Origin of the sequence: Paraburkholderia sp. J67 (assembly GCF_905220265.1) — a bacterium.
Classification (GTDB): domain Bacteria; phylum Pseudomonadota; class Gammaproteobacteria; order Burkholderiales; family Burkholderiaceae; genus Paraburkholderia.
Window position 1 is genome coordinate 182,720 of sequence record NZ_CAJMZK010000004.1, and the last position, 26,817, is coordinate 209,536.

Below are 26,817 nucleotides of genomic sequence, written 5' to 3' on the forward strand. Positions count from 1 at the left end.
CTCTTACGGGCAACGTTTTGAAGCGGCGAAAGTATGCTTTTTGCATCGAATGCTAGCTGGTCAATGTAGCGCAAGGTCGGCCGTCGGTAAGCGTGCTACGTACATGGCCCCAGCGACGCGAAGAGGATCAAATGAGCAACTTCATCCGTGCAGGCGATAGAACGACGGTCGGCGGCGTGGTTCTCGACGGTGCTGGCGGCGTTTCAATGGACTGTCGGCCGCTGTCGTTCATCGGCGCGCGCGTGTCTTGCCCTGAGTGCGGGGCGATCGGATATGCCCAGAGCCTACCTCAGGGTTCGGCAACGGTGACGATTAATGGCCGGCAGCTCGTTCAAGCTGGGGACAAGTGCATCTGCAATTGCCAGCCTTCGACCTTGGTGGCCTCACAGGGCATCGCGTCATTGAATCCAGCAAGTGGGGTCCAGTCGTATCAATACGTGCCCGCTCCTGTCAGTGGCGACGAGATGCAGTTAGCCGGTAGCGAGGGACGACCGCGCAACCATCTCGCGCAGAACAAACAGACCAATGACGTTGCCAGAATTTTGCGCCTGACTCCAGAGCAGGCCCAGCAGCTTCACTATGAACTCGGCGGCGAACCTCCTATGGGATTTCACGAGATCATGGAGCGGGCCAAAGACATGTTCAACTTGTGGTAACGCCAGACGGCTTGAGGAAGTTCTGATGATCAACGATCAAATAGAAGTTGAGCGCCGCCTGTCCATCCTTGTCGGACTGGAGTGGAGCGGCATCAGTCGCGCGGCGGATATGCTCACGTTAGGTTTTGGTCCAAAACGTGAGGAGAAGAATTTTTACGGTGTTCCGAGGCAGGTCAGCGCATGGGCACTGCATGTTCAGTGCCCATGGGCCTTAAGCGAAGAGGGAAATATCATCGCAACCGAGAAGTCGCTCGCGTGCTCTGATGAAGAGGCAAACGCGTTCGTCATGCGGTTGCAGCAGATGTTGGCGCGGCGTCAACCGATTGTTGTCGAGCGACTATCTGCCAGCCCGGATTGCGGTCTCGTCGTTTCCTTGTCGCAAGCACTCCGCCTGGTGATCGCCACAGACGCAACATCGGATGACGAGAGCTGGCGGTTCTTCGAGAGGCAACGCGATGCCCGACATTTGGTGATTGAGGGCGGTACGATCGCCCGCGAGTCCCGCTAGTGAGCGACGGTCGAAAGCGCGCCCGTCTGGCCGGAGCGCTGGGTTGCTTCGTTCAGCAGTACGCGCGAAAGGCGCGCGCCGGCGGCCTTGATCCCAACGACCGGCGATACGACCACAAGATTGAGAAGACGATGCGACGGCTGCGCCCCGAAGAGCTATCCGGGTTGCTTTCGGGCGACGAAACCGTTGGTGATCCGGATCCGACCGGTTAGAACGCAAAAGCCGACCCTCGCGAGTCGGCTTTTCTATCCCGGCAGCACCGATTTCAAGCGTGCCCGTGCCACGCGTCGCTTAGCGGTTCGACCGTGACCGACTCTACTTCGGCGCGCGCGTCGAGCCACGCACGTACGGCTTCACGCTGCGCATCGGTGGCCGATGCGCGAATGCCGTCCGCGACGAGATAGCCGCTCAGCGTCGAACTCATGCCACCGCCGAACAACAAACCGCTCGCCTCGACGCACTCCTCGATGAAGGCGTCGATCAGGATGTCGCGCTGCTCGACATCGAGCGGGCGGTGAAGCGCTGCGGACACAGCGAACCCCAGTTCCTGAAACTCACCCAGACGCAGTTTCTTGCGCTGGCGTTGGTTGTGGCGTGCTGCCATCTGCAACCTCTATAAAGCGTCAACGTGAGAAAAACATCATGGATCCTGGAGCCTGCCGCCATCGCAGGCGGCGTCCCGATGGATCCGCTTCAATAAACCCCCGGCTCACCCGGCGGACGCGTCTTGAAGCGCTTGTGAACCCAGTAATACTGCTCCGGAATGCGCGGAATCTGCTCTTCGAGAAACGCGTTCATGCGGCGCGCGTCCTGTTCATCGTCGCCGGTGGGATAGTTCTCCCAAGGTTTGAACACCTTGAGCCGATAACCCTTGTAATTGGGCAGCACTTCGCCGATGAACGGCACGACCTGCGCATGCCCCACTTTCGCCAGGCGGCCGACCGCTGTGAGCGTGCAGGCGGGCACGCCGAAGAACGGCACAAAGGTGGAATTGCGCATGCCGTAGTCCATATCCGCACCCAGCATTACGGGCTTCTTGTCGCGCAGCCAGCGCAGCACGGCGCGCGCGCTGTCCGCGCGGCTCACCATTTCGGCGCCGAAGCGGCTGCGCCCGGCTTTCGCGGCGGCTTCGAATTCGGGGTTCGAAAACGGCTGATAAAGCGAGCCGCACGGGCGATGCAGCGAATAGTTGAGGAACATGGAACCCGCCTCGATGCCGACGAAGTGCAGCCCGAGGAACAGCGTGGGCGGCAGATTGGGGTCGGTGAGGTCGATCTCGCTGTCGAGCTGCACGAGCTTTTCGAGCTTCTTCGCCGAGCCGAACCACTGCACGCTGCGCTCCATATAGCTGCGAATGGCCTGGCGGAAATGCTGGCCCGCCACTTCCTCGCGCTTTTCTTCGCTCCATTCGGGGAAGCACAGGCGCAGGTTGGTGTGCACGACGCGCTTGCGGCGGCTCGGGATCTGGTAGAGCAGCCAGCCCAGGCCGTCACCCAGGCGGGCGACGAAGCCATAGGGTAGGATCGCGAAAAGTTTCAGCAGACCAATGGCGAAACGTGAGCCGAGCTTGCCTAGCATAGGGCGGCTCCCGCGATGTGCCAGTGAACGGTGGAGAAAACGATTGACAACACTCGGCGTGACTCTGCGACAAATTGGGGAAGTCGCTATAATAAGGGCTTCGCCGAGTTAATAGACAACTTGCGGGGCGAAGCCGGTTTGTCATGTATCGCGCCAAGGAGCTAAGTGTGCGTGCATGAGCTAGCCGGGCATGTAATCCGCTAAAGCGTCGCCGCTTCAAAGCTCCCGAAGCTGGCTACGTGAAATTCAACCGTCACCAGCTACAAGGAGCCTTACACGTGGCAAACGACTATTTCTTCACTTCTGAATCCGTTTCGGAAGGCCATCCGGACAAGGTCGCGGACCAGATCTCGGACGCGATTCTCGACGCCATCCTCACGCAAGACAAGTACTCGCGCGTTGCAGCGGAAACGCTGTGCAACACGGGTCTCGTCGTGCTCGCCGGTGAAATCACCACGACGGCCAACGTCGATTACATCCAGGTCGCGCGCGACACGATCAAGCGCATCGGCTACGACAACACCGACTACGGCATCGACTACCGCGGTTGCGCGGTGCTCGTCGCCTATGACAAGCAGTCGCCGGACATCGCCCAGGGCGTGGACCGTGCGCACGACAACAACCTCGATCAAGGTGCGGGCGACCAGGGCCTGATGTTCGGTTATGCGTGCGACGAAACGCCCGAACTGATGCCGCTGCCGATCCACCTCTCGCACCGTCTGGTCGAGCGCCAGTCGAACCTGCGCCGTGACGGCCGTCTGCCCTGGCTGCGTCCGGACGCGAAGTCGCAGGTCACCGTGCGTTACGTCGACGGCAAGCCGCACGCAATCGACACGGTCGTGCTCTCGACGCAGCACTCGCCGGACATCGATCTGGCCACGCTGCGCGAAGCCGTGATCGAAGAAGTCATCAAGCCGGTGCTCCCGGCCGAGCTCATCAAGGGCGACATCAAGTTCCTCGTCAACCCGACCGGTCGCTTCGTGATCGGCGGCCCGCAGGGCGATTGCGGTCTCACGGGCCGCAAGATCATCGTCGACACGTACGGCGGCGCAGCCCCGCACGGCGGCGGTGCGTTCTCGGGCAAGGATCCGTCGAAGGTGGACCGTTCGGCTGCCTACGCTGGCCGTTACGTGGCGAAGAACATCGTCGCCGCAGGTCTCGCGTCGCGCTGCCTGATCCAGGTTTCGTACGCCATCGGCGTGGCCGAGCCGACTTCGGTGATGGTCAACACGTTCGGTACGGGCAAGGTCTCGGACGCCACCATCACGAAGCTCGTGCGCGAGCACTTCGACCTGCGTCCGAAGGGCATCATCCAGATGCTCGACCTGCTGCGCCCGATCTACGAAAAGACCGCTGCTTACGGCCACTTCGGCCGCGAAGAGCCGGAATTCTCGTGGGAAGCGACCGACCGCGCACTCGCGCTGGCCGAAGCCGCCGGCACGGAGCCGGTGGGCGCGCTGGCTTAAAGCTGCCGCGCGAAGGCCGGCGTTAGCGCCGGTCCTCAGCCAATAAAAACCCCGCCAGAGCGCAAGCCCTGGCGGGGTTTTTGTATTCAGCGTGCCAGCGCGCGGCGGTGACGCGTTCCGCTTGCGCTTTAACGAATGGCGAAGCCGAACCAGCCTTCGCTGCTCGCGGTGATGCGGCGCGGCCGACGCGGATTGCGCGCCGTATGCACGGTCGACGGCGCGGCAAGCGCGCGCAGCGTCGCGTTCGGGCGATACAGCAGCGTGCGCAGTGAGAAGTGGCGTGAACCTGCGCGCTGGCGCAGCACCGAGAAGAACGTATGGAACCACGAGCGCATGCTGTCCACCGGATGAGCGGCACGCACCTGCTGTGCGAGCGCGCGCGTGCGCGCGGCATGGTGGCGCAGGGCGCGCACGACATGACGGCGGGCAGGGCGCGCCGCTTTCAGGGCGGCATGAGTCACGCGTTGGGTATCGGAAATGGTGTGCATGGTTTTGGGTATCAGGTTCGAAGCGCGCCGCGCGGCGCATCGATTCGAGCAGCAAGCGTGCCTGTTTGCAGCGTGGTCACAATAAAAGGAAATGCAGGACAGGCCGTGAGGCGTGCGCAGGGCTGGGGAGGGCGCGCCGGGATGGACCTCTCGGAGCCGCGCCCTTGCTGGGCAAGGGCTGGGCGGCGGTCCGTCCGCGCGATAGATGTTCTGGGTGGGAAAACAACATGCCGGCAGACTACACGCGAATCATGACGCCCGAAAGTCGGTTAATACCCGGAATACCCGGCCCTGCGCATTCCTGATGCATGCGATTGCACCCTTTGTCGCCACGCCGGTGCGGCCTGCTTCAAGGAAGTGCGCGCCGATGTTGGTGCAAAGTCCACGCGAAGCCAGTGCGGCCCCGCTTCCAGCCGCGTGCGCGCCCTCTTACAATCGGAACAGACGGTGCGCGCGCTAGCGCGGCGCCGCAGCCGCGGTCCGGATGGCCGCGGACCACGCAGGCCTCGAATAACGGAAGTCCCATGTCAGTCCAGTCAAAGAAGGAACAGGTGCAGGCGCTGCGCGAGCGCGGTTTCGTGGTGGTGCCGGGGCTTGTTTCGCCCGAACGTTGCGACGAGATCAAGCGCGTTGCGCAGGAGCAGTTGGAGGCGGCCGCCGCGCCGCTGGAATTCGAAGCCGATTTGCGTTACCCCGGCGCGCCCGACTCAAAGGATGCGCCTGGCGGCCATACGGTGCGGCGTCTGCTCGACGCCTACTCGCGCCACCCGTCTTTCCGCCAATGGGCGACCTCGCCCGAGATCGCCGGCTGGATGGAGCTGTACTTCGGCGAAGAGCCCGTGCTCTCGCGCGCGCATCACAACTGCATGATGACGAAGCACCCCGCGTACGGCAGCCTCACGGGCTGGCATCGCGACGTGCGCTACTGGTCGTTCGAACGCGACGATCTGGTGTCGGTGTGGCTCGCGCTCGGACCGGAGACGATCGAGAACGGCGGCCTGTGGTTCGTGCCGAACTCGCATACGGCGCCGTTCACCTCGGGCAGCTTCGACAACGCCAAATTTTTCCGCTCCGATGTGCCCGAGAACCAGGCGTGGATCGACCGCGCGACTTCGCCCACGCTGCAAAAGGGCGATGTCGTGTTCTTCCACTGCAACACGCTGCACTCGGCGGGCCAGAACCAGAGCGACGACGTGAAGTTCTCGCTCGTCTACACCTACCACGGCGCGAGCAACGTGCCGCTGCCGGGCACGCGCTCGGCGTCGGTGCCCGAGGTGAAGCTCGTCTGAGCGACGGCGAGCCGGGAGCGCGAGGAAGTCGCGGGGAAAGCGTCGGCCTAGCGCCGGCGCCCCGAGACCACGAGACCCGTGAGCCCGGCGACGGTCGCGGCCGCGCCGGCCACGATCAGGATCATCGTGCGGTCGGTGGGCGCGCCGGTCACGAGGCGCGAAACGTCATTCGAGAACGAGTGAAACGACTGACCGCCGAAGTAGAGCAGCGCGACGCCGCAGGCGATCAGCGCGAACGAAAGCGCTTTGACCATAAAGACCTCATGCAGGGGACGGACGCCGCAGTGTAGGCGAGCAAGGCGGCAACGTCCATTGCCCTGTCCCACATGATGGGCATCTGCACGAAGCGCCCGGATTGGCTAACATGGCAGGCCGCGCGGTGCGCCACATCGCCACATTGGGCGATTTTGCGGCGCTATTGCTGCGCTTTTTACGCGATATGCGCGGATTATGTGCAGCGTATGTGCCGATAAGCACGCCGCCGCCGGACTTTCTGAAACCTGTTCCCGTTCGAGGATTCAAACGATGGCCTACGAAGCAGCTGCTGAACGCTATTCGGAGATGCAATACCGCTTTTGCGGCAAGTCGGGACTCAAGCTGCCGGCACTGTCGCTCGGCCTGTGGCACAACTTCGGCGACACCACGCCGATTTCGACGCAGCGTGAAATCCTGCGCACGGCCTTCGACCTCGGCATCACGCACTTCGACCTCGCGAACAACTACGGCCCGCCCTACGGCAGCGCCGAAACCAACTTTGGCCGCCTTTTCAAGGACGATTTCCGTCCGTACCGCGACGAGCTGCTGATCTCGTCGAAGGCGGGCTGGGATATGTGGCCGGGTCCGTACGGTCAGGGCGGCGGCTCGCGCAAGTATGTGCTGGCGAGCCTCGACCAGAGCCTGCAACGCATGGGTCTCGATTACGTCGATATCTTCTACTCGCACCGCTTCGACGCCGAAACGCCGCTGGAAGAAACCGCAGGCGCGCTCGCCACGGCCGTGCAGCAGGGCAAGGCGCTCTATGTCGGCATCTCGTCGTATTCCGCGCAGAAAACGCGCGAGATGGCGAAGCTGCTGGCCGAGTACAAGGTGCCGCTGCTGATCCATCAGCCGGCGTACAACCTGCTCAACCGCTGGGTCGAGCATGAACTGCTCGATACGCTCGAAGACATCGGCACGGGCAGCATCGCGTTCACGCCGCTCGCGCAAGGCCTGCTGACGAACAAGTATCTGAACGGCGTGCCGGAAGACGCGCGCGTGAACCGTCCGGGCGGCGGCTCGCTCAAGAGCGAGCATCTGAGCGCCGAGAACATCGAGCACGTACGCAAGTTGAACGAGCTCGCCCAGCGCCGTGGCCAGAGCCTCGCGCAGATGGCGATCGCGTGGACGCTGCGTGGCGGGCGCGTGACGTCGGCGCTGATCGGTGCAAGCCGCGCGGAACAGGTGCGCGAAAACGTCGCCGCGCTGAAGAACCTGGAGTTCTCGGCGGAAGAGCTGGCCGAGATCGACCGCTACGCGACCGAAGGCGGCATCAATCTGTGGGAAAAACCGTCGACGGATCAGGCGATCTGATTGCCGTGCATCGCATGAAAAACCGTCTCGCTTCGCGCGAGGCGGTTTTTTTTCGTCGCCACGATTTGGGTGGTCGATGACGCTCGCGCGCGCGTAACGCGGCGCAAGATACGCGTCTTCGCGCTGTCACGCGGCGCTGCTATTTTCGCGGCAGTCTTAGCCGCGAGGAATGCCGATGGAGTCCACGAGCGCCGTTCGTTCTGCCGTTCGTCCCGAAGCCGCCGTCCCCCATGCCGCGCCATCCACGAAGCCTGCCACGCAGCGCGAGCCGCATGCGCGTGCGAATGCTGTGCTCATCGGCGTGGCGGTGCTGGCGCTTGCCTGGCAGTTGTTCGGCTTGCCCTTGCTATTGCGTGCACAGGGTGGTCTGTCGTTCGTGCTGCTGGCATCGCTTGCGCCCGTCGTGCTCGCTACGCCGATTCATTGGGGCTTGATCCACGAAGGCATTCACGGCCAGTTGCTGCGCTCGCGGCGCGCCAACGAAGCGCTCGCGCGCGCGCTTGCGATTGGAATGGCGATGCCATTCGACGCAGTACGTTTCGGACACCTGATGCATCACCGCTTCACACGCGAAGCGTTCGACCGTCCCGATGTCGACGATGCGAGCGGCCCGCGCTGGCTGCGCCGCATTGCGTGGTACGTGCGCCTGCTGGGTGGCTTGTATGTGGGTGAACTGCTTGCGCCGCTGCTCGCGTTCGTGCCGGTGCGTCTTGCGCGCAGCGTGATCGAGCGCGGCGTGGGCGCGCACGGCGCCGAAGGCCAGCAGGTGCAGCGGCTCTTCGCGAATCACGTGCAGGACCCCGTCAAACGACGCCGCGCGCGGCGCGACTGGCTGGGCTCCTGCGTGCTTTACGCGGGCGCGTTCGCGCTCTATGGGAAGGCCTGGCCGGTGCTCGTGCTGGCGATGTATCTGCGCGGCTTGTGGCTGTCGCTCGCGGATAATCTGCCGCATTACGGTGTCGCGCTCGACGAGCCGGGACGAGCGCGCGACTTTCGCGTGCCGCGCGGTGTCGGCATCGTGCTGATGAATCACCATCTGCATCGTCAGCATCATCTGCATCCGACGTCGCCGTGGGTGGCGCTTCCTGAACTCGCAGCCGCTGACATGGCTGCGCCCGCGCCAACACGCGAAGCGTACTGGCGAGCCGTATTGAGGCAGTTTCGCGGTTTGCAGCCAGGCGTCGGTGTGCGCTGAACACACGCTTACCCACGCGCCCGTAACGGGCGCATTGGGCACGGCTGGAAATGAAGACTAAAGGGTCGCTCGATCGCTACATCAACGCCGGCAACGTTTCGACGAGCGCGACGGCCGCGAGCGCCCCGATCAGCGCCCCGACGATACGCAACGAGTTGTGTCTGAATTCGGTCGCGCAGGGCACGGCGCCGAGAAAGAGCGCGCCGGCAAGGGCCATCGGGATGATCATCACGAAGTCGCCGATCGTGAAATAACCTGACATGCTCGTCTCCTTATCTTTAAGGGCCGGCGAGTACGCTCCATGCCGCCATCGCGTCGCGCGCGGCGCTGCGGCTTCGGCCCTGAATCGAGTATAGGCGAGGCCTGCCAACCTGGCGGCGGTTGTATCGGCATTGCCTACAATGTTACGAACACCTTTCGTCGATCGGTGTTGTCAGGCCGCGCCCGCCCGTTCGCGTTTGCGCAGCAGCGCCGCGCCTGCCAGCCCCAGGATCAGCAGCGCGCTCACGAGACCCGCCACGCCGCCCCAGCCCCAGGCCGCCCAGAAGTGGCCGCCGACCGAGCCCATGATGCTCGAACCCAGGTAATAGCTGAGCAAATACAGTGCCGCGGCCTGGCCCTTTGCTTCGCGCGCGAGGCGCCCAACCCAGCCGCTCGCGACCGAATGGCCCGCGAAAAAGCCGATGGTGAGGCATGCGATGCCCGCCGCGATCGCACCGATCGGCGCGAACATCGTGAGCACGACGCCCACGAGCATGCACGCGAGACTGACGATCAGCACGCGGCCGCGCCCGAAGGTATCGGCCATGCGCCCCGACCACGGCGAGGCCACCACGCCGGTCAGATAGACGAGGAAGATTGCGCCGATGGCCGCCTGGCTCATGTTGTAGGGCGGCGCGATCAGCCGGTAGCCGATGTAGTTGTAGAGCGTGACGAAGCTGCCCATCAGCACGAAGCCGAGCGCGAACAGCACGGGCAGTCCCGGCCGCGCGAGATGGCGCAGCAGGGCCGCGCGATGATGTGCGAAGCCGAGTCCGCTTTTCGGCACGAAGTGGCGCGAGGGCGGCAACAGCGAGCGAAACGCGAACATCGAAGCGAGCCCGAGCACGCCGATCACGGCGATGGCCACGCGCCAGCCGAACAGGTCGGTGCAGATGCCGGTGATGACACGTCCGGCCATGCCGCCGATGGCCGTGCCGCCCACGTAGAGGCCCATCGAAAGGCCGAGGCCGTCGGGGTGCATCTCTTCGGCGAGCCAGGCCATCGCGACGGCGGGCACGCCGCCGAGCGCAATGCCTTCGAGCGTGCGCAGCACGAGCAGCGTCTGCCAGTGGGGCACGAACGCCACCGCAAGCGTGAGGAGTGCCGAAGCCGTGAGCGACGCCGTCATCATCGTGCGGCGGCTCCAGCCTTCGGAGACGAAGCCCGCCACGAAGATCGCGCAGGCCAGTGCCGCTGTGCTGAACGAGAGCGAGAGACTGCTTTGCGCGGGGCTCACGCCGAACGTTTGCGAGAACGCGGGCAACAGCGGCTGCACGCAATAGAGCAGCGAAAACGTGGCGTAGCCCGCGAACAGCAGCGCAAGGCTTGCGCGCCAGAAGGGGCGCGTGCCGCGCTCGATATAGGGAATGGCCGAAGGGGCGGCCTTGCTGCCGGCGCCCGGTGATGCAGTCACGACAGGTACTCCTCACGGAAATTGCAAAGGCGAAACGATACGCCTGTTGCGCGATCCTTGCCGTCTTGCCTTGCAATTCGAGGGCTATTTTTCGTGTTGCTTGCGCGCGAATCGTGATTCAGGCGTGCTCAGCGTTCTGCACAGTTGTGCAATCGCATCGTTGTGTGCGCAACTGAGCGAATCGACTTCGTTGCGGTAATCGAGCCTCGACGACGCACGCCTCGCGCCCGATCATGGTCACAGAAATGTCGCTGGAATGCGCTATGGTCTGCGCTCCGGGGAGCGGTCGTCAGCATGCTGAACTTTCTGGCGCCGATTCACCATCTGGTACAGTCAGCGTTTCGCCAAGCCGGTGCCGTCTGCGGAAATCACTGCAACCGGGCCGGCTTCATGCGAAAGTGGTGGCGGGGACGCGTGCGCGAGCGGTGTCATGCACCGTGTTGCGTGTGGATCGTCCCCCCTATTTTTTTGCTTTGCGCGAGCGGCCAAAAAGGCAACAATGCGTAAACCGGTTTAGCACGCACGTGCGCTCGAGCGGGTATCGGCAACGATGCAATGGAGTGCGCGGGCAGGCCGCCGGGGCAGGTTGAATGTGTGCGCAACCTCGTGTGCGCACGGGTTTTTGTCAGTACACTGACCGGCCTTTCCTGCGGGTAAGCCGGCATCGGGAACGGGGAAACATCATGCAAATCGGTTCTATTGTCCGCACTGTACACATCGCCGTGCCCCATGGCGCGCGCGGAATCGTGATGCGCATTCTCGGCGACATGGCCATGGTTACCTGGTACATCGGCGAGCCTGGCGCGTCCAGACAGCTCAACACCGAGCCCTTTTTTCTGGAGGATTTGATCGACACGGGCGAGCAGGTCATGCCCGCCGGCGCGAAAGTCCACTGAGATTGCACAGAGCGGCATCACGCTCCGCTCCGACCCCGGCGTGCGCCTCGCGCGCCGCCTCATCCCCGCAGCGCCCGCGCGCGGCGTGTGCGCCCCGCACGCCGTGTCCTGCCAGGCACCATCCGCGATGGCATTGAGCGACGCGCGCGCAACTCGCCGCCGCGGCCCGCACGATGCACAATGCGGGGATGAACGATCACACCTCTTCCTCTTTCGATACGTCTGACGAATCCGGCGCGAACGGCGATACGTTGGCGCCCTATGCGCGTCTCACGCCCGAGTGCGTCCTGGATGCCGTCGATGGCGTGCTGATGCCCGCAGGCCGACGCACCGACGGGCGCATGCTCGCGCTCAACAGCTACGAAAATCGCGTGTATCAGATCGGCGTAGAGGACGAGGCGCCGATCGTCGCCAAGTTTTATCGGCCCGAGCGCTGGAGCGACGAAGCCATTCTCGAAGAGCACGCCTTCGTGGCCGATCTGGCCGCGCGCGAAATTCCCGCTGTGCCCGCCCTGGTGCTCGAAGGCCGCTCGCTGCACGAGCACGAGGGTTTTCGATTCGCACTGTTCGAGCGGCGCGGTGGCCGTGCGCCGGATCTCGATCGCAGCGACACGCTCGAATGGATCGGCCGCTTTATCGGCCGCATTCATGCGGTTGGCGCAGCGCAGCCGTATCTTTCGCGGCCTTCGATCGACATCGAAAGCTATGGCTACGAGCCGCGCACCTATCTGCTCGAACACGGTTTCGTGCCCGCCAATCTGCTCGATGCGTGGAAGGCTGTGGTCGGGCTCGCGCTCGAAGGCGTCGAAGCGGCATTCGAGCGCGCGGGCGATGTGCGCAAGCTGCGCCTGCACGGAGACTGCCATCCGAGCAACGTGTTGTGGACCGATGCGGGCCCGCATTTCGTCGACTTCGACGACAGCCGCATGGGTCCCGCCATCCAGGATCTGTGGCTGCTGCTGCCCGGCGACCGCGCGGATGCCTCGCGCGCGCTCGCGGATCTGCTCGCCGGCTACGAGGACTTCTGCGAATTCGATCAGCGCGAGCTGCATCTGGTCGAAGCACTGCGCACGCTGCGACTGATTCACTACTCGGCGTGGCTCGCGCGACGCTGGCACGATCCGGCCTTCCCGGCCGCGTTCCCGTGGTTCAACACGCAGCGTTACTGGGAAGAGCGCATTCTCGAATTGCGCGAGCAAGTCGGCGCGATGCAGGAAGGGCCGCTCTGGCCGGTTTGAGCGCGGCGCTTTTCTGCGGCTGCACAGCAAACTTCAATCGCGCGTGATGTTCCCTTGCGCGCTCACACCCGAGGCCGTCTTCGCTTCGGGCTTCACGATCAACGGGGCGCGCAGGTCGCGCGCCATCGTCTCGAACGCGGGCCGCATCTGCGCGAAATCCGTGGCGCTGCACACGTCGCTCGCGAAATGCGTGCGCCCCGTGCGGGTCACGCGCAGCACGTTGGCCTTCGCATCCAGCGCATAGCTCGAACTGAAGTCGATAAACGCATTGCCCGCGTGTTGCGGCGTAGGCATGTCGAGCACGTGCAGGCCCGGCGGCAACACGATGCGCGCGCGCTCGGTGACTTCCATGTTGCGGCACACGAACGGCTGCGTGCGACGCGGCTCGCCCAGCCAATAGCGCAGGCTTGCATCCAGACCGCCTACGAGGCTCGTGAGCGTCGGTACGGGCGTCGTCATCTCCGGATCGACGAAGCCGTCCAGCGTGCCCGTGAGCGTCACCACGAGCGGCCCCGCCGTGGCCTCGAGCGGGCTCGACGCGAGCGTGGCGTAGCCGCGCAGATTGGCATTGCGCAACTCCCATTGCAGCGATTCCTCGCGCTGCGCGGGCGTTTGCAGACGCAGCACGCTGCGCGTCTGCTCGGCGGCCCAGCCGGTGGATTCGAGCCGGTAGACGAAGCGCGCCGAGCCATCGGGCGCGACCGTGATGTCGAGATCGCTATCGCGCGTGGTGCTGGCCGTCGAGGGTGTGCGCAGGCGCGTGCCGTCGCCGGCCAGCACGGTTTCACGGTTCATGTCGGTCGAGGGCAGATAGCCGAACTCGACATTGTTCGCGGTGGAGTCCGCGAACATCTGTAGATCGGGCAGCCAGGTGATGACGTGATTGATCACGCCGAAGCCGGGCACGGCAGGCAGCGTGTAGATCGTGCCGCTATTCACGAGTGCGGGCACGTTGCGCACACCCACGGCGTCGAGCAGCGCGCCATAGAGCGCCACGTGATCCTTGCAGTCGCCGTAGCGGTTCGCGAGCACGTCGGTGACGCGATGCGGCACGATCTCGCCGCGCCCGACATTGATCGCCACATAGCGGATATTGCGGCGGACCCAGTCGTAAAGCGTCTGCGCTTTCGCACGCGGCGTGGCGTCGTGCGCGGTGAGCGATTGTGCGAGCTGGACGATGGCGTGGTCGCGCGTGCTGGGGTCGGCAGACGCATCCCGATAGACTTGCGCGAACGCGCCGTAGTCGGGGAACGTGGAAACCATCAGCCGGTCGCCGTAACTTACATAGGAAACCGAACCATATTCGAGCCGATCGAAATTCGTCTTGTCGTAGCGGTATTCATAGCGCGTGCGGCTGTTCGCCACGACGGGTTTGAGCGCCGTGAAGCCGCGCGCATCGGCGTAAAGCGGCACGTTCGCGGGCAGATCGTAGATCACGCGGAAGTTGTGCGTGGGCGCCATGTCGGGCGGCGTGAAGTCGCTGAACCAGCCGGGCACGAGCGGCACGCGCTGGGTCTTGCGCCACGTGAGATGCACGCGCGCGCCGGGTTCGACGGCGGGGAATACGATCACCTTGTCCTGCACGTCCTGGAACATCGGCGCATCGAACGAGCGAACCTCCTGCACGTCGCGGATCTGATCGGGCCGCACTTCGTGACGGCCGCCCTGGGCGTCCTCGGTCCAGGCGTCGAGGATCTCCACGTGCGCCATCTCGCGGTTGAACCAGACGTAATACTGGCCCGCGCGCGCGACGCCGGCTTCGGTGTTCACGCGCAGGGTGAGCGTGTCGAGCTTGGTGTAGGAGCCATCCGCGTTGACGGTGAAGGTCTGGGTTTCCGCTTCGTTGGTATAGGGCGCCTGGCTGGCGGCGGACAGCGCGGCGGACTGCGAGGCCGATAGCGAGGCCGACTGCGCGGCGTTGAGGTCGCCGCTCGCCTGCGCGCAGAAGCTGGGCGCCGCGCCGATCAGGGCGATGCAAAGGACGAGGACGTGGCGCATAGCGGCATTCCGTTGGCGGCGCGACGGTTGTGGGGGGACGGCTTTCGAGTGTCTGGCGCAATCCTCCCACTTAAAAGTCATGCTATTCGCTTGTCAAGCAAGTCCTCTGCGTAGACGTGTGGAATGCCGCTTTGCCACGCTTTAAGGGGGCATTTTCAACACGTTTTGGCCCATTTCACGCGCTTTCTTCGCGACGACTTGCGGGCGTCTTTCGTTGTGCTTGCGCCGCAAACCGTCAAGCACCTTTCTGCTATGTAATAATAACCATTCTCAATTGTAAGCTGAGCGCGCGGCTCGACCGGCGCTTGCCGTGTCTGGAGTTGTGCCTTGAACGCCCGTCTTGACGAGCCCTTGATCGAGTCCCCGAACGCCCCTGTAGCCGACTTCGCGCGCCGCGCGGGCCAGCCCCTCGACGCCGCCGATCTCGCCGCGCGCCGCAAGCGCTCGCGCCGCGCGAACTTCATCAAATGGCTGCGCAAGGTGCATGGCTGGGTGGGTTTGTGGGGCGCGGTGCTGGGCCTGCTGTTCGGCGTGACCGGTTTCCTCCTCAACCATCGCGCCGGGCCGATGAAGATTTCCTCGGGCACGGCGCAGGTCAAGGAGATGCAGGTGGCGCTGCCGGCAGAACGTCCGGCCACACCCGAGGCGCTGGCGCGCTGGCTCCAGCAGACCCTCGCCTTCGACGGCAAACCCGGCAAGATTCGCCGCGAGAAAGCGCATCCGGTGGCGTGGGGCGATCGCAGCGTCGTGCAACCCGAGTCCTGGCAATTCGCGCTGATGGGACCGCACGAGAGCATCGCGGTGGAGTACTGGGTGGGCAACAACGCGGTGTCCGTGCGGCGCACGCAGAGCGCGTTCCTCGCCACGCTCAACAATCTCCATCGCGGCGTGGGGATGGGCATCGGCTGGGTGTTGCTGATGGACACCATCGCGGGCAGTCTGATTCTGCTGTCGCTGACCGGCGTGCTGCTCTGGACCGAACTCAATCGAAGAAAGACCGTGGGCGTGGTGCTCGTGGTCGGCTCGGTCGCGGCGGCGTTCGCAATCGGTCTGCTTTAACACGCTGTTTTTCTCCTGCGCATGCGCAGCGGGGCTGGTTTCGTTTCGCTCTCCTCTACGGATCGCCGTGGCCGCCCGGACGATGCGACGCAGCCACGTCAGCCCCATATGCATCGCCATCTCATATTGCCAAGTGCCCGGTTGTCGCACTAACGTTCGGGCGTGCCGGATTTCCGGCACGTAAGTGCTTCGTGCAGCAGCGCGCCCACGCGTTCAAAACCGCCTTCGCGGCTGGTCTTTATAACAACCCGCGCGCCTGCACGTGATGACGAACCTACGCTTCCCAGGGAGACCGACCAATGAGCAGCGTTGCGGATACGACGCGCGGCGGAACAGCCGCGCCTTTCTTTTCTAAAGAGGCCACCATTGCGCCGCCCGGCTTTTCGCGCTGGATGGTGCCGCCCGCCGCGCTCGCCGTGCATCTGTGCATCGGCCAGGCCTACGCCTTCTCCGTGTTCAACGCGCCGCTCACGAAAGTGATCGGCATCACGCAGTCCGCGCCCGACGACTGGACGCTCACCTCGCTCGGCTGGATCTTCTCGCTCGCGATCGTGTTTCTGGGCCTCTCGGCTGCGTTCGGCGGCAAGTGGCTCGAACGCGTCGGCCCGCGCCGCACCATGTTCACGGCAGCCTGCTGTTTTGGCGGTGGCTTTCTGGTTTCCGCGCTCGGCGTGTATCTGCATCAGATCGTGCTGCTGTATCTGGGCTATGGCGTGATCGGTGGCATTGGCCTCGGGCTGGGCTACGTCTCGCCGGTTTCGACGCTGATCCGCTGGTTCCCGGACCGCCGCGGTCTCGCTGCGGGCCTCGCGATCATGGGCTTCGGCGGCGGTGCGATGATCGCCGCGCCGCTTTCCGTGATGCTGATGAAGCACTTCGCGAGCGACACGAGCGCAGGCGTCGCGCAGACCTTCGTGGTGCTCGGCATCGCCTACTTCATCTCGATGACGATCGGCTCGATCGCGATCCGCGTGCCCGCGCCGGGCTGGAAGCCCGCAGGCTGGACGCCGCCCGCGACCACCGGCAAGCTGGTGTCGCGCGCGCATGTGCATATCGACCAGGCGCTCAAGACGCCGCAGTTCTATCTCATCTGGCTCGTGCTGTTCCTCAACGTGACGGCGGGCATTGGCATTCTCGGCCAGGCCTCCGTGATGATCCAGGAGAGCTTCAAGAACACCGTGAGCGCGGGCGCGGCGGCGGGCTTCGTCGGCCTGCTCTCGCTCTTCAACATGGGCGGGCGCTTCGTGTGGGCGTCGGCGTCGGACTGGGTGGGCCGCAAGAACACGTACTTCATCTTCTTCGTGGCCGGCGCGCTGCTCTATTACGCGGTGCCGCAGTTCGCGCAGAGCGGCAATATCGTGCTGTTCGTGCTGGCCTACTGCCTGATTCTCTCGATGTACGGCGGCGGCTTCTCGACCGTGCCCGCTTATCTCGCGGATATGTTCGGCACCGCTTTCGTCGGCGGCATTCATGGCCGTCTGCTGACCGCCTGGGCGGCGGCGGGCGTCGCGGGCCCGGTGCTCGTGAACTACGTGCGCGCCTATCAGGTGGCGCACGGCGTGGCCAAGGCCGATGCCTACACGATGACCGTCCACATCATGGTCTTGCTGCTGGTGGTGGGTTTCGTCTGCAACCTTCTGGTGCGCCGCGTGCACGAGAAGCATCACATGAGCGACGCGCAACTCGCGGCCGCCGGCAAATAAGGAGCGCACGATCATGACGAACGCAAGCAACGCTGCGACCACGGCGAAGTCCTCTAACAAGGCGCTGATGGCCGTTTTCTGGCTCTACGTGCTGGTGCCGCTCGTGTGGGGCGTGACCAACACGATCGCACAGGCGATGAAGCTGTTTGGCTGATGAGTCAGCGCTAGCGCGGCGGTGACGCCGCGTGCTCATCGATGACAAAAAACGGGCCGCAGGCGTCATGCCGCGGCCCGTTTTTCGTTGGCGCGCGCAGCATCGCGCTACGTCGCGCCGCTCGGGCGTAGCATCGCATTCTGTTGACACGGCGAACGACGGAGCGTGGCGATGGTGCGGCTGATGATGATCCTGCTGGGCGTCGATTACCTGCGCGCGCGCTGGCGCGGCGTGTTGATCGCGGGCGCGTTGAGTGCGCTCACCGGCGCGGCGCTCTTCATCGACGCGCTGGACGGCGTGCTGTATTTCCACATCGCGCCGTTTGCGTGGCTGCTGCTGATCGAAGGACTCGCGACGCTGGCCGTCGCCTGGACCGGCATGGGCGGGCAGCGCACGTTGCGCTACGTGAAGGGGCTGACGTTTTGCCTCTCCGCCACGCTGCTGCTGTCCGGCTACCGGCACGCGTCCTTCATCATCTCGATGGGGTTCGCGACGCTCTTTCTCGCCGATGGCCTCTTGCAGATCGTCTCCGCCTGGGTCGTGCGCTATCGCACCTGGAAATTCGCGGTGGCGGGCGGTGCGCTGGAAATCGCCATCGCCGTGTTTCTCTATCAGCCGTATCCGACGCACTACAAGGGCACCGTGCCGTACTGCCTTGGCCTCGTGCTGATTTTCGCGGGCTGGAACCTGCTGTTGCTCGCGCTGCGCGCGCGGCGGCTGGGCGTGAATCCGGCGGCGGCGCAGGGCGGTGCGGCGGCGCTCGCGGCGAGCGCCGTAGGGGTGACAGGCAGCGTGAGCCCGAGGCTCGCACAGACGGTATTCGACGGCCCGCCCGAAGATCACGAGGCGGCGCTGACCGTCCATGTGTGGACGCCGGTGGGCACCTCGAAAAGCGAAGCGCGGCGTCAGCCCGTGATCGACCGCTATATCGCGGCGGTGGATCGCAACGGTGTGATCTCGACGGGCCACGCGGCCCTGGAGTCGCCCGAGGCTATCTACATCAGCTTGTATCCGGCCGTGGAGATCGACCGCTCGCCCGACGACTTTTCGCGCCTGCTGCGCGCAACGCAAGAGAACGATGTGCCGGGCCTCTTCCAGCCCGACTACGCGACCGAATCGGCGGCGTGGTGTCCGTCGACGCGCAAGGTGCGCATCCGCAACTACGATCCGCAGCGGCTCGCGCGCTTCTGGCAGCACTATCGCGCCGATACGACCTACAACCTCACGCACCGCAACTGTTCGAGCACGGTCTCGCAGGCGCTGGAGGCGGCGCTCGAAGGCGCGACGCCGCGCGTGTGGGGCGGCGGCTGGCTCGCCTTCGCGCGCATGCTCTCGACGCCCGAACTCTGGGTGGCCGCGCAGCTACGCAAACGCGGCCAGACGATGGCATGGACGCCGGGCCTCACGCTCGATTACGCGCGCGCCTTGAGCATGCTGGCGGACCCGCGCCCCTCGGGCTGGACACGCGCGTTGCGCATGGCACGCGCGCGGCTGGGGCGGATTGTCAGGCCGCGCCGCGCGCGTGAAGCGAAGCGGGAGATATGAAGCCTTCGCGTTTCAAACGTCGCAACTCGATCCCACGCTCGCGGCCTGCTCGCGCGCGGCCTTGGCGCCTTCGACCTTGAGAATCGTGGGTAGCGAGACGCCGTTCTTCGCGGCCGTGACTTCGGCAAGGATCGACACGGCGATCTCGGGCGGCGTGCGGCTGCCGATATAGATGCCCACCGGCCCATGCAGGCGCGCAAGTTCGGCATCGCTCAGATCGAACTCCTTGAGGCGTTCGCGGCGCGCCTGATTGTTGCGCCGCGAGCCGAGCGCGCCCACATAAAACGCGCGCGTCTTGAGCGCTTCCATCAGTGCGAGATCGTCGAGCTTGGGGTCGTGCGTGAGCGCGATCACGGCGCAGCGCTCGTCGAGCTTCATGTCGAGCACGGTGTCGTCGGGCATGGTGCGCACGAGCGCGGTGCCGGGCACGTCCCACGTATCGGTGTACTCCTCGCGCGGATCGCACACGGTCACCTGGTAGTCGAGGCCCACGGCGATCTGGCAGAGATAGCGCGAGAGCTGTCCCGCGCCGATCACGAGCATGCGATAGCGCGGGCCGTGAATCGTGAGCAGGCGCTCGCCGTCGAAGTCCACGCCGTCGGTGGCACTCGCGGGGCCGAGCGTGGCGCGGCCCGAGGCGACGTCGAGCGTGCGCGCGACCAGCTCGCCGCGTTCGACCGTTTCGAGCAGCGCGCGGATGCCGGAGGCCTCGACGAGCGGCTCCAGCACGAGCTGGATCGTGCCGCCGCAAGGCAGGCCGAAGCGGTGCGCTTCTTCGGCGGTGATGCCGTATTTCACGGCTTCGGGTTTGACGATGTGAATGCCCTCGCGGCGCACGCGGTCGATGAGGTCGTCTTCGATACAGCCGCCCGACACCGAGCCGACCACGAGACCGTCGTCGCGCACGACGAGCATCGCCCCTTCCGGACGCGGCGACGAGCCCCACGTCTTCACCACCGTCACCAGCAGGGCGCGGTGACCTTCGTCGAGCCAGCGTACGCTGGATTTCAGGACTTCGAGATCCACGCTGTCCATGATCGTTTCCTCTTTTGCGGTTCTTCGCCGCCGTCGGCGGCTTGTGTATCGGTTGTGTCTTGCGGCGCTTCGGTATCGGCGGAGGCGTCATCGTCTTGTGCGCCCGCGCCGAGTTGTTCACCGAAGCGCTTGAAAAATTCCGTCGCGATCTTGCGCGCCGCGCCATCCACGAGCCGCGAGCCGATCTGCGCGAGCTTGCCGCCCACCTGTGCGGTGGCGGTGTAGCTCAGCGTGGTCGCCTCCTCGCCCGCGGGTTCGAGCGTCACGCGCGCGTCGCCCTTGCCGAAGCCCGCCGCGCCGCCCTGGCCTTCGAACTGGATCGTGTAGCTGCGCGGCGCGTCGATATCGGCGAGCTGCATGCGGCCCTTAAAACGCGCCTTCACGGGGCCCACGGCAGCAGTCAGCGCGACAGCATAAGCGTTTTCGCCATCGGCTTCGATGCTCTCGCAGCCCGGAATACAGGCCTTAAGGATTGCCGTATCGTTGAGCGCCTCCCACGCGCGCTGCTGTGGTACCGGCAACGTGTGGCTTTCAGTCAGCTCCATCGTATCGCTCCTTGCGTTGTGGCACGCGCAGCGCCACGTTGCGTCGTCTGCAACGGCGCGCGGCCCGGTGGCGCCTGGCGCAGGCTGCGCCCGAACGCTTCGAGGCTGTCCAGGTTGTGAACGGGGTAGTGGGCATCGACGTGCGGCAGCATGGCCTGCACGCCGCGCGCCTTCGGCGTGAAGCCGCCGAAGCGCAGCAGCGGATTGAGCCACACCACGCGATGCGCGAAGCGATGCAGCCGCGCCATTTCCGCTTCGAGCGCGCCGCCCGGATCGTGGTCGAGTCCGTCGGTGACGAGCAGCACGGTGGCGCGCCCGCCGAGTACGCGGCGCGCCCAGCGCCGGTTGAACTGCGCGAGCGTCTCGCCGATACGCGTGCCGCCCGACCAGTCCGCCACCTGCACGCTCAACTGGGCGAGCGCCACATCGGGATCGCGTTCGCGCAGCGCGCGCGTGGCGTGCGTGAGGCGCGTGCCGAACAGAAACACCTGCAGGCGCTCACGCGATTGCAGCAGGGCGTGGCAGAAGTACAGCACCGCGCGCGAATAACTGCTCATCGACCCGGAGATGTCGAGCAGCAGGACGAGCGGCAGCTTGCGTTCGACGCACGCGCGGTATTTCCACACGGTCCAGTCGCCGCCCGCGCGCACGGCCTGGCGCGCGCTCGCGCGCAGGTCGGCGTGGGTACCGTGCGAGGCAGCCTTTAAACGGCGCGTGCGCGCGGTGGCGAGCGGCAGGCGGCGCGCGCGGATCAGATGGCGCAGCGTGCGCCATTCGTCGGCGGAGAGTGTGTCGAAATCGCGCTGGCGCAGGCGTTCTTCGGCGCTGAAGGTCGCGTGCGCGCGCAGCTCGTGTTGTTCGTGGCTGGCGGGTGGCGGCGTGCCCGCGCGTGCGGCGGGGCGCGCGGCGAGCGCGTCGGCCAGGCGGTTATTGCGGCGCGGGGGCGGCAGGCCGCCTTGCACCTTCGGCAACAGCAGCGCGCGCAGCTTGCCTTCCCAGTCGGGGTCGCGCCAGAACAGCGCGAACGCCGCGTCGAACAGCTCGCGCTCGTCGGGCGCAGCGGTGAGGACGGCGGCGAGCGCCGCCTGCACGTCGGCGCGGCGGGCGAGGTCGATATGGCTGAGCGCTTCGAGCGCATCCACGGCGCGCGCGCTTGCCATTGGCAGGCCCGCGCCGCGCAGGACGCGCACGAAATGCACGACGTTGCGCGCGAGCATGGGCGGCGCGCTGTCGTCGGCTGATGCGTTTGCATGCTTGATCGGCATCGGCGTTACTCGGCGAGCGCGAGCGTTTCGGCGATCCGTTGCGCGTCGAGCTGCGCGAGATCGTCCTGATACTTGAGCAGCACGCCCAGCGTGTCCTGTACCGATTGCGGGTCGAGTTCCGTCACTGCGAGCGCAGACAACGCGCGGCACCAGTCGATCGTTTCCGCAATGCCGGGCGCCTTGAAGAGATCCATCGTCCGTAGCTGATGCACGAAAGCCACGGCGCGCCGCTGCAATTCCTCACTGATTTCCGGCGCACGCGCGGCGACGATCGCCAGTTCTCTATCGCGCTCCGGATAACCGAGCCACTGATAAAGACAACGCCGCTTGAGCGCGTCGTGCACTTCGCGCGTGCGGTTGGACGTGACGATCACGAGCGGTGGTACGTTCGCGCGCACCGTGCCGTATTCGGGAATCGACACCTGGAAATCCGAAAGAAGTTCGAGCAGGAAGGCTTCGAACGGTTCATCCGCGCGGTCGATCTCGTCGATCAGCAGCACGCGGCGTGCGTCGGGCTGCTGTGGGTCAGGCAAAAGCGCCTGCAAAAGCGGGCGCTTCAACAGGAATTCGTCGCGATAGAGCGTGTCGCTGCGCGGCTTTTCTCCGGCGGCTTCGGCGAGGCGCAGCGCCATGATCTGGCGCGGGTAGTCCCACTCGTAGAGCGCGCTCGCCGTGTCGAGTCCTTCGTAGCATTGCAGGCGCAATAGCGTCGTGCCGGCGAGTGCGGCGGCGGCTTTCGCGAGTTCGGTTTTGCCCACGCCCGGCTCGCCTTCGAGAAAGAGCGGGCGTTCCATCTTGAGCGCGAGAAAGAGCGCCGTCGCCAGTTCGCGGCTCGCGAAATAGCGGTGCGCTTCGAGTTGCGCGAGGGTGTCGTCGATGGTGGCGGGGAGCATGGCGGGCCTGTCGGATGCGAACGGAGCCAGAAAACACCGCTACCCGCGCTGTGCCTTAATGCGGCGAGCGCGGGTAGCGTGAGCGAGCGCCGCTAGCCGAGCGCCTTCGTCACCGCTCGCGCCGCCAACACGGGAATCAGATGCGCGCGATAGTCGGCGCTCGCATGCAGGTCGGTGTTGAGGTCGTCGGGCGCGATGCTCACCGCGCGCGCGGCGGCGGGCGTGAAGTCGGCCTTGAGCGCATCTTCCAGCGCGCTTGCGCGGAACACGCAGGGCGCTGCGCCCGTCACCGCTACGCGCACGTGGTCGGCGAACTGCGCGACGAACACGCCCGTCAACGCGAAGTGTGAGGCGGGGTTGCGAAACTTTTCGTAGGCCGAACGATTGGGAACAGGGAACTCGACGGCTACGATCAACTCGTCGGGTTCGAGCGCGGTTTCGTACATGCCCAGAAAGAAGTCGTCGGCCGCGATGCGGCGGCGATCGGTCACGACTGTCGCGTTCAGGCCCAGCACGGCGGCGGGATAGTCGGCGGCGGGGTCGTCGTTGGCGAGCGAGCCGCCGAGCGTGCCGAGCGCGCGCACCTGGCGATCGCCAATATGCGCCGCAAGCTGCGCGAGGCCGGGCAAGGTGGCGAGAATCTGCGGGTTCGCAGCCACATCGGCATGGCAGACCGCCGCGCCGATCCTCACGACGTTGCCGTCCACCTGGATCGTCTTGAGTTCGGGAATGCGCGTGACATCGATGAGCGTGGACGGCTGCGCGAGGCGTAGTTTCATCGCCGCAAGCAGGCTCTGGCCGCCCGCGAGGAATTTGGCGTCGCTGTCGGCGGCGAGGGTCTTGACCGCGCCTTGTGCGTCGCTGGCGCGTTGGTAGTCGAACGAATACATGGTGCGCCTCCGCTCAAGGTTGGTTGGACGACTTCGCGGCCTGAATCGCCTGCCATACGCGATGCGGCGTCGCCGGCATCTGCATGTCCTTCACGCCGAGTGGCGAGAGCGCATCCAGGATCGCGTTGATGACGGCAGGCGGCGAGCCGATCGCGCCTGCCTCGCCGCAGCCTTTCACGCCGAGCGGATTGTGCGTGCAAGGCGTGCCCTTCGCCGTTTCCACCGTGAACGAGGGCACATCGGACGCATGCGGCATCGCGTAGTCCATGTACGAGCCCGAGAGCAACTGGCCGCTTTCGTTGTCGTAGACGCAGCGCTCCAGCATCGCCTGGCCGATGCCTTGGCCCAGCCCGCCATGCACCTGCCCTTCGACGATCATCGGATTGATGACGTTGCCGAAGTCGTCGACGGCCGTGAAGCGCTCGATGCGCGTCTCGCCCGTATCGGGATCGATTTCGACTTCGCAGATGTACGCGCCCGAGGGGTAGGTGAAGTTGGTCGGGTCGTAGAAGGCGCTTTCGTCGAGGCCGGGTTCTAGCGTCTCCAGCGGATAGTTGTGCGGCACATAGGCTGCGAGCGAGATTTCCGCGAAGGCTTTGGTGCGGTCGGTGCCCGCGACGCGGAAGATGCCGTTCGCGAATTCGATGTCATCGACGCTCGCTTCGAGCATGTGCGCGGCGATCTTCTTCGCCTTTGCCTCGATCTTGTCGAGCGCCTTCATGATCGCCGAGCCGCCCACGGCGATCGAGCGCGATCCATACGTGCCCATGCCGAACGGAATGCGTGCGGTGTCGCCGTGCACGATCTCGATCTGCTCGATGGGCACGCCCAAGCGCTCGGAAACCACCTGCGCGAAGGTCGTTTCGTGTCCCTGGCCATGGCTGTGCGAGCCCGTGAAAACGGTCACGGAACCCGTAGGATTCACGCGGATTTCGCCCGCTTCGAAGAGGCCCGCCCGCGCGCCCAGCGCGCCCGCGATATTCGACGGCGCAAGTCCGCACGCTTCGATGTAGCACGAGTAGCCGAGGCCGCGCAGCATGCCGCGCGCCTTCGAGGCATCGCGACGCGCGGCGAAGCCTTTGACGTCGGCGAGTTCGAGTGAGCGCGAGAGGCACGCTTCGTAATCGCCAGTGTCGTAGGTGAGGCCAACTGGCGTCGCATACGGGAAGGTCGTGATGAAGTTGCGGCGGCGCAGCTCCGGCGGGTCGATGTTCAGTTCGCGCGCGGCGGTTTCCACGAGGCGTTCGACCACATAGGTGGCCTCGGGGCGGCCCGCGCCGCGATAGGCATCGACGGGCACGGTATTCGTGAACACGGCCTTTACTTCGGCGTAGATCGCGGGCGTGGTGTACTGGCCCGCGAGCAGCGTCGCATAGAGGATGGTCGGCACGCTCGACGCGAAGGTCGAAAGATACGCGCCCATGTTCGCCGTGGTGTGCACGCGCATGGCGAGGAATTTGCCATCCTTGTCGAGCGCGAGTTCGGCCTTCGTGACGTGGTCGCGACCATGTGCATCGGAAACAAAGGATTCCGAACGTTCGGCGGTCCACTTCACCGGACGGCGGATTTTCTTCGAGGCCCAGGTGAGCGCCACGTCCTCGGCGTAAAGGAAGATCTTCGAGCCGAAGCCGCCGCCCACGTCGGGCGCGACGATGCGCAGTTTCGTCTCAGGCAGTCCCAGCACGAACGCAGCCATCAACAGACGCTCGACGTGCGGGTTCTGGTTCGATACGTAGACCGTGTAGCTGTCGTCGTGCTGCGTGTAAGTCGCGTTGACGGCGCGTGGCTCGATCGCGTTCGGCACCAGACGGTTGTTGACGATGTCGAGCGTGGTGACGTGCGCGGCTTGCGCGAAGGCGGCGTCGGTAGCGGCCTTGTCGCCGTGGCCCCACGTGTAGCAGGTGTTGTTCGGCACGCCGTCGTGCACGAGCGGCTGGCCGTCGTCGGACGCGCGGGCGGTGTCGATCGAGGCGGGCAATGCTTCGTAATCGACCTCGATGAGTTCGGCCGCGTCCTTGGCCTCCTTCAACGATTCGGCGATCACCAGCGCGACCTGGTCGCCCACGTGCAGCACCTTCTCGTGCGCGATCACGGGATGCGGCGGCTCGTGCATGGGCGTGCCGTCGATGCTGTGGATCAGCCAGCCGCACGGCAGGCCGCCCACGTTTTCCGCCGCGAGATCGGCGCCGGTGAACACGGCGACCACGCCGGGCGCGGCTTTCGCTGCGGTGGTGTCGATGCTTTTGATGCGCGCGTGCGCATGCGGCGAGCGCACGAACACGGCCCAGGTTTGCGCGGGCAGGACGACGTCGTCGGTGTACTGGCCTGCGCCGGTGAGAAAGCGGTAGTCTTCCTTGCGCTTGATCGAGGCGCCGATCATGTGCGGCGTAGCGGAGTCGGGTGCGTTCATGGCCGTCTCCTCCTTCACGCCGCAGCGGCGGGCTGCGCCGCCTGCATGCCTTCTGCGCCCGCGAGCACGGCCTTCACGATGTTGTGATAGCCCGTACAGCGGCACAGATTGCCGTCGAGATTCGCGCGCACGTCGGCTTCGGTGAGGTTTGGCTTGTCGGCGGCGAGCGCGGTGGCGCTCATCACCATGCCGGGCGTGCAGAACCCGCACTGCAAGCCGTGACACTCGCGGAAGGCCGCCTGCATCGGATGCAGTGCGCCGTTGCCGTTGCTCGCATATCCCTGCGCAGCGGCGAGCCCTTCGATCGTCGTCACGCTCATGCCTTCGCACTGCACGGCGAGCGTGTTGCACGACTTCACCGCGCGTCCGTTCAGGTGGACGGTGCAGGCGCCGCACTGAGCGGTGTCGCAGCCGACGTGCGTGCCGGTGAGACGTTGCTGTTCGCGCAGGAACTGGACGAGAAGCGTGTGGGGTTCGATCTGGGCGGTCACGGGCTTGCCGTTGACCGTCAGGCTGAGACTGATCGTCATGGACTGTCTCCTTCGGGCAGAGGTGGCGCTTTTGCGCCTACTCTGGCCCCACGCCCGTAGGGCGTCGCCTGAAGTCGCGCTGCGCGTTGCTCCGGTCCCATACAAGGTTATGGGGTAGAGACCGGCCTGGGCCCGCTTGCCACCATTTGCCTCGCGCTATCCATCGCCCGAGGCCGAGGGTCCGGCTGGTGCGTTGCTGTTCAGTAATGCCTGGAATGCCTGGAGTCTTTTT

The 26,817-nt window shown here is 65.3% G+C and carries 27 protein-coding genes; 13 read left to right on the forward strand and 14 right to left on the reverse strand.

Annotated features, from left to right (window positions below; translation table 11 throughout):
- The first annotated feature begins 131 nt into the window (after positions 1-131).
- Genes U5782_RS10380 through U5782_RS10390 form a run of 3 tightly spaced genes read left to right on the forward strand, consistent with a single transcriptional unit; the run spans position 132 to position 1,376 of the window.
- Positions 132-656: a PAAR domain-containing protein gene (locus U5782_RS10380; protein WP_322043725.1), complete on the forward strand. Its 525-nt coding sequence runs from the start codon at positions 132-134 to the stop codon at positions 654-656.
- Between the two features lie 25 nt (positions 657-681).
- Entirely contained in the window at positions 682-1,164 is a 483-nt protein-coding gene (locus U5782_RS10385; protein ID WP_322043726.1) for a hypothetical protein, read from the forward strand.
- Positions 1,164-1,376, forward strand: a complete 213-nt coding sequence (locus U5782_RS10390) for a hypothetical protein (RefSeq protein ID WP_322043727.1) — start codon at positions 1,164-1,166, stop codon at positions 1,374-1,376. The genes U5782_RS10385 and U5782_RS10390 overlap by 1 nt, the downstream gene beginning before the upstream one ends.
- A gap of 53 nt (positions 1,377-1,429) precedes the next feature.
- Here the strand turns inward: U5782_RS10390 and U5782_RS10395 are convergent, their stop codons facing one another.
- Positions 1,430-1,768, reverse strand: a complete 339-nt coding sequence (locus U5782_RS10395; RefSeq protein ID WP_322043728.1) for a YggL family protein — start codon at positions 1,766-1,768, stop codon at positions 1,430-1,432.
- Between the two features lie 89 nt (positions 1,769-1,857).
- Positions 1,858-2,742 (reverse strand): lipid A biosynthesis lauroyl acyltransferase, encoded by an 885-nt coding sequence (locus U5782_RS10400; protein WP_322043729.1) that lies wholly within the window; start codon positions 2,740-2,742, stop codon positions 1,858-1,860.
- A gap of 278 nt (positions 2,743-3,020) precedes the next feature.
- Here U5782_RS10400 and metK point away from each other — a divergent pair, with 278 nt between their 5' ends.
- Complete coding sequence (gene metK, locus U5782_RS10405; RefSeq protein ID WP_322043730.1) at positions 3,021-4,208, forward strand: methionine adenosyltransferase; 1,188 nt, start codon at positions 3,021-3,023, stop codon at positions 4,206-4,208.
- 128 nt (positions 4,209-4,336) lie between these two features.
- On the opposite strand, the gene U5782_RS10410 is transcribed toward metK, so the two are convergent.
- Positions 4,337-4,696, reverse strand: coding sequence for a hypothetical protein (locus tag U5782_RS10410; protein ID WP_322043731.1), 360 nt, complete (start codon positions 4,694-4,696; stop codon positions 4,337-4,339).
- 524 nt (positions 4,697-5,220) lie between these two features.
- Between U5782_RS10410 and U5782_RS10415 the strand changes: the two genes are divergently transcribed.
- Positions 5,221-5,985 carry a phytanoyl-CoA dioxygenase family protein gene (locus U5782_RS10415; RefSeq protein ID WP_322043732.1) on the forward strand — a complete coding sequence of 255 codons (765 nt, stop codon included), beginning with the start codon at positions 5,221-5,223 and terminating at the stop codon, positions 5,983-5,985.
- 47 nt (positions 5,986-6,032) lie between these two features.
- Here U5782_RS10415 and U5782_RS10420 read toward each other — a convergent pair whose 3' ends face one another.
- The gene (locus tag U5782_RS10420; protein WP_027815843.1) at positions 6,033-6,239 is read right to left on the reverse strand and encodes a DUF3185 family protein; all 207 of its coding nucleotides are present in this window, start codon (positions 6,237-6,239) and stop codon (positions 6,033-6,035) included.
- 271 nt (positions 6,240-6,510) lie between these two features.
- Here U5782_RS10420 and mgrA point away from each other — a divergent pair, with 271 nt between their 5' ends.
- Both mgrA and U5782_RS10430 read left to right on the forward strand, forming a co-directional pair.
- Positions 6,511-7,554 carry an L-glyceraldehyde 3-phosphate reductase gene (mgrA, locus tag U5782_RS10425; protein WP_322043733.1) on the forward strand — a complete coding sequence of 348 codons (1,044 nt, stop codon included), beginning with the start codon at positions 6,511-6,513 and terminating at the stop codon, positions 7,552-7,554.
- Between the two features lie 175 nt (positions 7,555-7,729).
- On the forward strand, positions 7,730-8,749 hold the full coding sequence (locus tag U5782_RS10430) for a fatty acid desaturase (RefSeq protein ID WP_322043734.1): 1,020 nt from the start codon (positions 7,730-7,732) through the stop codon (positions 8,747-8,749).
- Between the two features lie 76 nt (positions 8,750-8,825).
- Here the strand turns inward: U5782_RS10430 and U5782_RS10435 are convergent, their stop codons facing one another.
- Together U5782_RS10435 and U5782_RS10440 are read right to left on the reverse strand one after the other, a co-directional pair.
- On the reverse strand, positions 8,826-9,011 hold the full coding sequence (locus U5782_RS10435) for a hypothetical protein (protein ID WP_322043735.1): 186 nt from the start codon (positions 9,009-9,011) through the stop codon (positions 8,826-8,828).
- Positions 9,012-9,182: 171 nt separating this feature from the next.
- A complete protein-coding gene (locus U5782_RS10440; RefSeq protein ID WP_322043736.1) occupies positions 9,183-10,424 on the reverse strand; it encodes an MFS transporter in 1,242 nt (413 codons plus the stop codon).
- 683 nt (positions 10,425-11,107) lie between these two features.
- Here U5782_RS10440 and U5782_RS10445 point away from each other — a divergent pair.
- Entirely contained in the window at positions 11,108-11,320 is a 213-nt protein-coding gene (locus U5782_RS10445) for a hypothetical protein (protein WP_027815839.1), read from the forward strand.
- A 188-nt stretch (positions 11,321-11,508) separates the two neighbouring features.
- A complete protein-coding gene (locus U5782_RS10450; protein ID WP_322043737.1) occupies positions 11,509-12,558 on the forward strand; it encodes a serine/threonine protein kinase in 1,050 nt (349 codons plus the stop codon).
- A 33-nt stretch (positions 12,559-12,591) separates the two neighbouring features.
- On the opposite strand, the gene U5782_RS10455 is transcribed toward U5782_RS10450, so the two are convergent.
- A complete protein-coding gene (locus U5782_RS10455) occupies positions 12,592-14,556 on the reverse strand; it encodes a DUF3857 and transglutaminase domain-containing protein (protein ID WP_322043738.1) in 1,965 nt (654 codons plus the stop codon).
- Positions 14,557-14,910: 354 nt separating this feature from the next.
- On the opposite strand from U5782_RS10455, the gene U5782_RS10460 reads away from it, so the two are divergent.
- From U5782_RS10460 to U5782_RS10475, 4 genes are all read left to right on the forward strand, one after another.
- Positions 14,911-15,615: a PepSY-associated TM helix domain-containing protein gene (locus U5782_RS10460; protein WP_415914305.1), complete on the forward strand. Its 705-nt coding sequence runs from the start codon at positions 14,911-14,913 to the stop codon at positions 15,613-15,615.
- A gap of 299 nt (positions 15,616-15,914) precedes the next feature.
- Positions 15,915-17,318, forward strand: a complete 1,404-nt coding sequence (locus U5782_RS10465; RefSeq protein WP_322043739.1) for an OFA family MFS transporter — start codon at positions 15,915-15,917, stop codon at positions 17,316-17,318.
- A gap of 13 nt (positions 17,319-17,331) precedes the next feature.
- Complete coding sequence (locus U5782_RS10470; protein WP_322043740.1) at positions 17,332-17,472, forward strand: MFS transporter small subunit; 141 nt, start codon at positions 17,332-17,334, stop codon at positions 17,470-17,472.
- Positions 17,473-17,643: 171 nt separating this feature from the next.
- The gene (locus U5782_RS10475; protein WP_322043741.1) at positions 17,644-19,017 is read left to right on the forward strand and encodes a DUF308 domain-containing protein; all 1,374 of its coding nucleotides are present in this window, start codon (positions 17,644-17,646) and stop codon (positions 19,015-19,017) included.
- Between the two features lie 12 nt (positions 19,018-19,029).
- Here U5782_RS10475 and U5782_RS10480 read toward each other — a convergent pair whose 3' ends face one another.
- The 7 genes from U5782_RS10480 to U5782_RS10510 form a co-directional block, all read right to left on the reverse strand.
- Positions 19,030-20,052 (reverse strand): XdhC family protein, encoded by a 1,023-nt coding sequence (locus tag U5782_RS10480; protein ID WP_322043742.1) that lies wholly within the window; start codon positions 20,050-20,052, stop codon positions 19,030-19,032.
- Complete coding sequence (locus tag U5782_RS10485; RefSeq protein ID WP_322043743.1) at positions 20,025-20,597, reverse strand: carbon monoxide dehydrogenase subunit G; 573 nt, start codon at positions 20,595-20,597, stop codon at positions 20,025-20,027. The genes U5782_RS10480 and U5782_RS10485 overlap by 28 nt, the downstream gene beginning before the upstream one ends.
- On the reverse strand, positions 20,588-21,862 hold the full coding sequence (locus tag U5782_RS10490) for a VWA domain-containing protein (RefSeq protein WP_322043744.1): 1,275 nt from the start codon (positions 21,860-21,862) through the stop codon (positions 20,588-20,590). Before U5782_RS10490 ends, U5782_RS10485 begins: the two co-directional genes overlap by 10 nt.
- A 5-nt stretch (positions 21,863-21,867) precedes the next feature.
- Complete coding sequence (locus U5782_RS10495) at positions 21,868-22,755, reverse strand: MoxR family ATPase (protein ID WP_322043745.1); 888 nt, start codon at positions 22,753-22,755, stop codon at positions 21,868-21,870.
- 92 nt (positions 22,756-22,847) lie between these two features.
- Positions 22,848-23,645: a xanthine dehydrogenase family protein subunit M gene (locus U5782_RS10500; protein WP_322043746.1), complete on the reverse strand. Its 798-nt coding sequence runs from the start codon at positions 23,643-23,645 to the stop codon at positions 22,848-22,850.
- Between the two features lie 13 nt (positions 23,646-23,658).
- On the reverse strand, positions 23,659-26,055 hold the full coding sequence (locus U5782_RS10505; protein WP_322043747.1) for a xanthine dehydrogenase family protein molybdopterin-binding subunit: 2,397 nt from the start codon (positions 26,053-26,055) through the stop codon (positions 23,659-23,661).
- A 14-nt stretch (positions 26,056-26,069) separates the two neighbouring features.
- Positions 26,070-26,585, reverse strand: coding sequence for a (2Fe-2S)-binding protein (locus tag U5782_RS10510; RefSeq protein ID WP_322043748.1), 516 nt, complete (start codon positions 26,583-26,585; stop codon positions 26,070-26,072).
- Positions 26,586-26,817 lie beyond the last annotated feature (232 nt).

Coding starts and splice junctions, on each gene's coding strand:
- mgrA (WP_322043733.1), top strand. CDS start 6,511: ATGGCCTACGAAGCAGCTGCTGAACGCTATTCGGAGATGCAATACCGC.
- U5782_RS10400 (WP_322043729.1), bottom strand. CDS start 2,742: ATGCTAGGCAAGCTCGGCTCACGTTTCGCCATTGGTCTGCTGAAACTT.
- U5782_RS10410 (WP_322043731.1), bottom strand. CDS start 4,696: ATGCACACCATTTCCGATACCCAACGCGTGACTCATGCCGCCCTGAAA.
- U5782_RS10510 (WP_322043748.1), bottom strand. CDS start 26,585: ATGACGATCAGTCTCAGCCTGACGGTCAACGGCAAGCCCGTGACCGCC.
- U5782_RS10480 (WP_322043742.1), bottom strand. CDS start 20,052: ATGGACAGCGTGGATCTCGAAGTCCTGAAATCCAGCGTACGCTGGCTC.
- U5782_RS10475 (WP_322043741.1), top strand. CDS start 17,644: ATGGTGCGGCTGATGATGATCCTGCTGGGCGTCGATTACCTGCGCGCG.
- U5782_RS10505 (WP_322043747.1), bottom strand. CDS start 26,055: ATGAACGCACCCGACTCCGCTACGCCGCACATGATCGGCGCCTCGATC.
- U5782_RS10470 (WP_322043740.1), top strand. CDS start 17,332: ATGACGAACGCAAGCAACGCTGCGACCACGGCGAAGTCCTCTAACAAG.
- U5782_RS10435 (WP_322043735.1), bottom strand. CDS start 9,011: ATGTCAGGTTATTTCACGATCGGCGACTTCGTGATGATCATCCCGATG.
- U5782_RS10415 (WP_322043732.1), top strand. CDS start 5,221: ATGTCAGTCCAGTCAAAGAAGGAACAGGTGCAGGCGCTGCGCGAGCGC.
- U5782_RS10430 (WP_322043734.1), top strand. CDS start 7,730: ATGGAGTCCACGAGCGCCGTTCGTTCTGCCGTTCGTCCCGAAGCCGCC.
- U5782_RS10495 (WP_322043745.1), bottom strand. CDS start 22,755: ATGCTCCCCGCCACCATCGACGACACCCTCGCGCAACTCGAAGCGCAC.
- U5782_RS10450 (WP_322043737.1), top strand. CDS start 11,509: ATGAACGATCACACCTCTTCCTCTTTCGATACGTCTGACGAATCCGGC.
- U5782_RS10420 (WP_027815843.1), bottom strand. CDS start 6,239: ATGGTCAAAGCGCTTTCGTTCGCGCTGATCGCCTGCGGCGTCGCGCTG.
- U5782_RS10385 (WP_322043726.1), top strand. CDS start 682: ATGATCAACGATCAAATAGAAGTTGAGCGCCGCCTGTCCATCCTTGTC.
- U5782_RS10490 (WP_322043744.1), bottom strand. CDS start 21,862: ATGCCGATCAAGCATGCAAACGCATCAGCCGACGACAGCGCGCCGCCC.
- U5782_RS10380 (WP_322043725.1), top strand. CDS start 132: ATGAGCAACTTCATCCGTGCAGGCGATAGAACGACGGTCGGCGGCGTG.
- U5782_RS10395 (WP_322043728.1), bottom strand. CDS start 1,768: ATGGCAGCACGCCACAACCAACGCCAGCGCAAGAAACTGCGTCTGGGT.
- U5782_RS10455 (WP_322043738.1), bottom strand. CDS start 14,556: ATGCGCCACGTCCTCGTCCTTTGCATCGCCCTGATCGGCGCGGCGCCC.
- U5782_RS10500 (WP_322043746.1), bottom strand. CDS start 23,645: ATGTATTCGTTCGACTACCAACGCGCCAGCGACGCACAAGGCGCGGTC.
- U5782_RS10445 (WP_027815839.1), top strand. CDS start 11,108: ATGCAAATCGGTTCTATTGTCCGCACTGTACACATCGCCGTGCCCCAT.
- U5782_RS10485 (WP_322043743.1), bottom strand. CDS start 20,597: ATGGAGCTGACTGAAAGCCACACGTTGCCGGTACCACAGCAGCGCGCG.
- U5782_RS10465 (WP_322043739.1), top strand. CDS start 15,915: ATGAGCAGCGTTGCGGATACGACGCGCGGCGGAACAGCCGCGCCTTTC.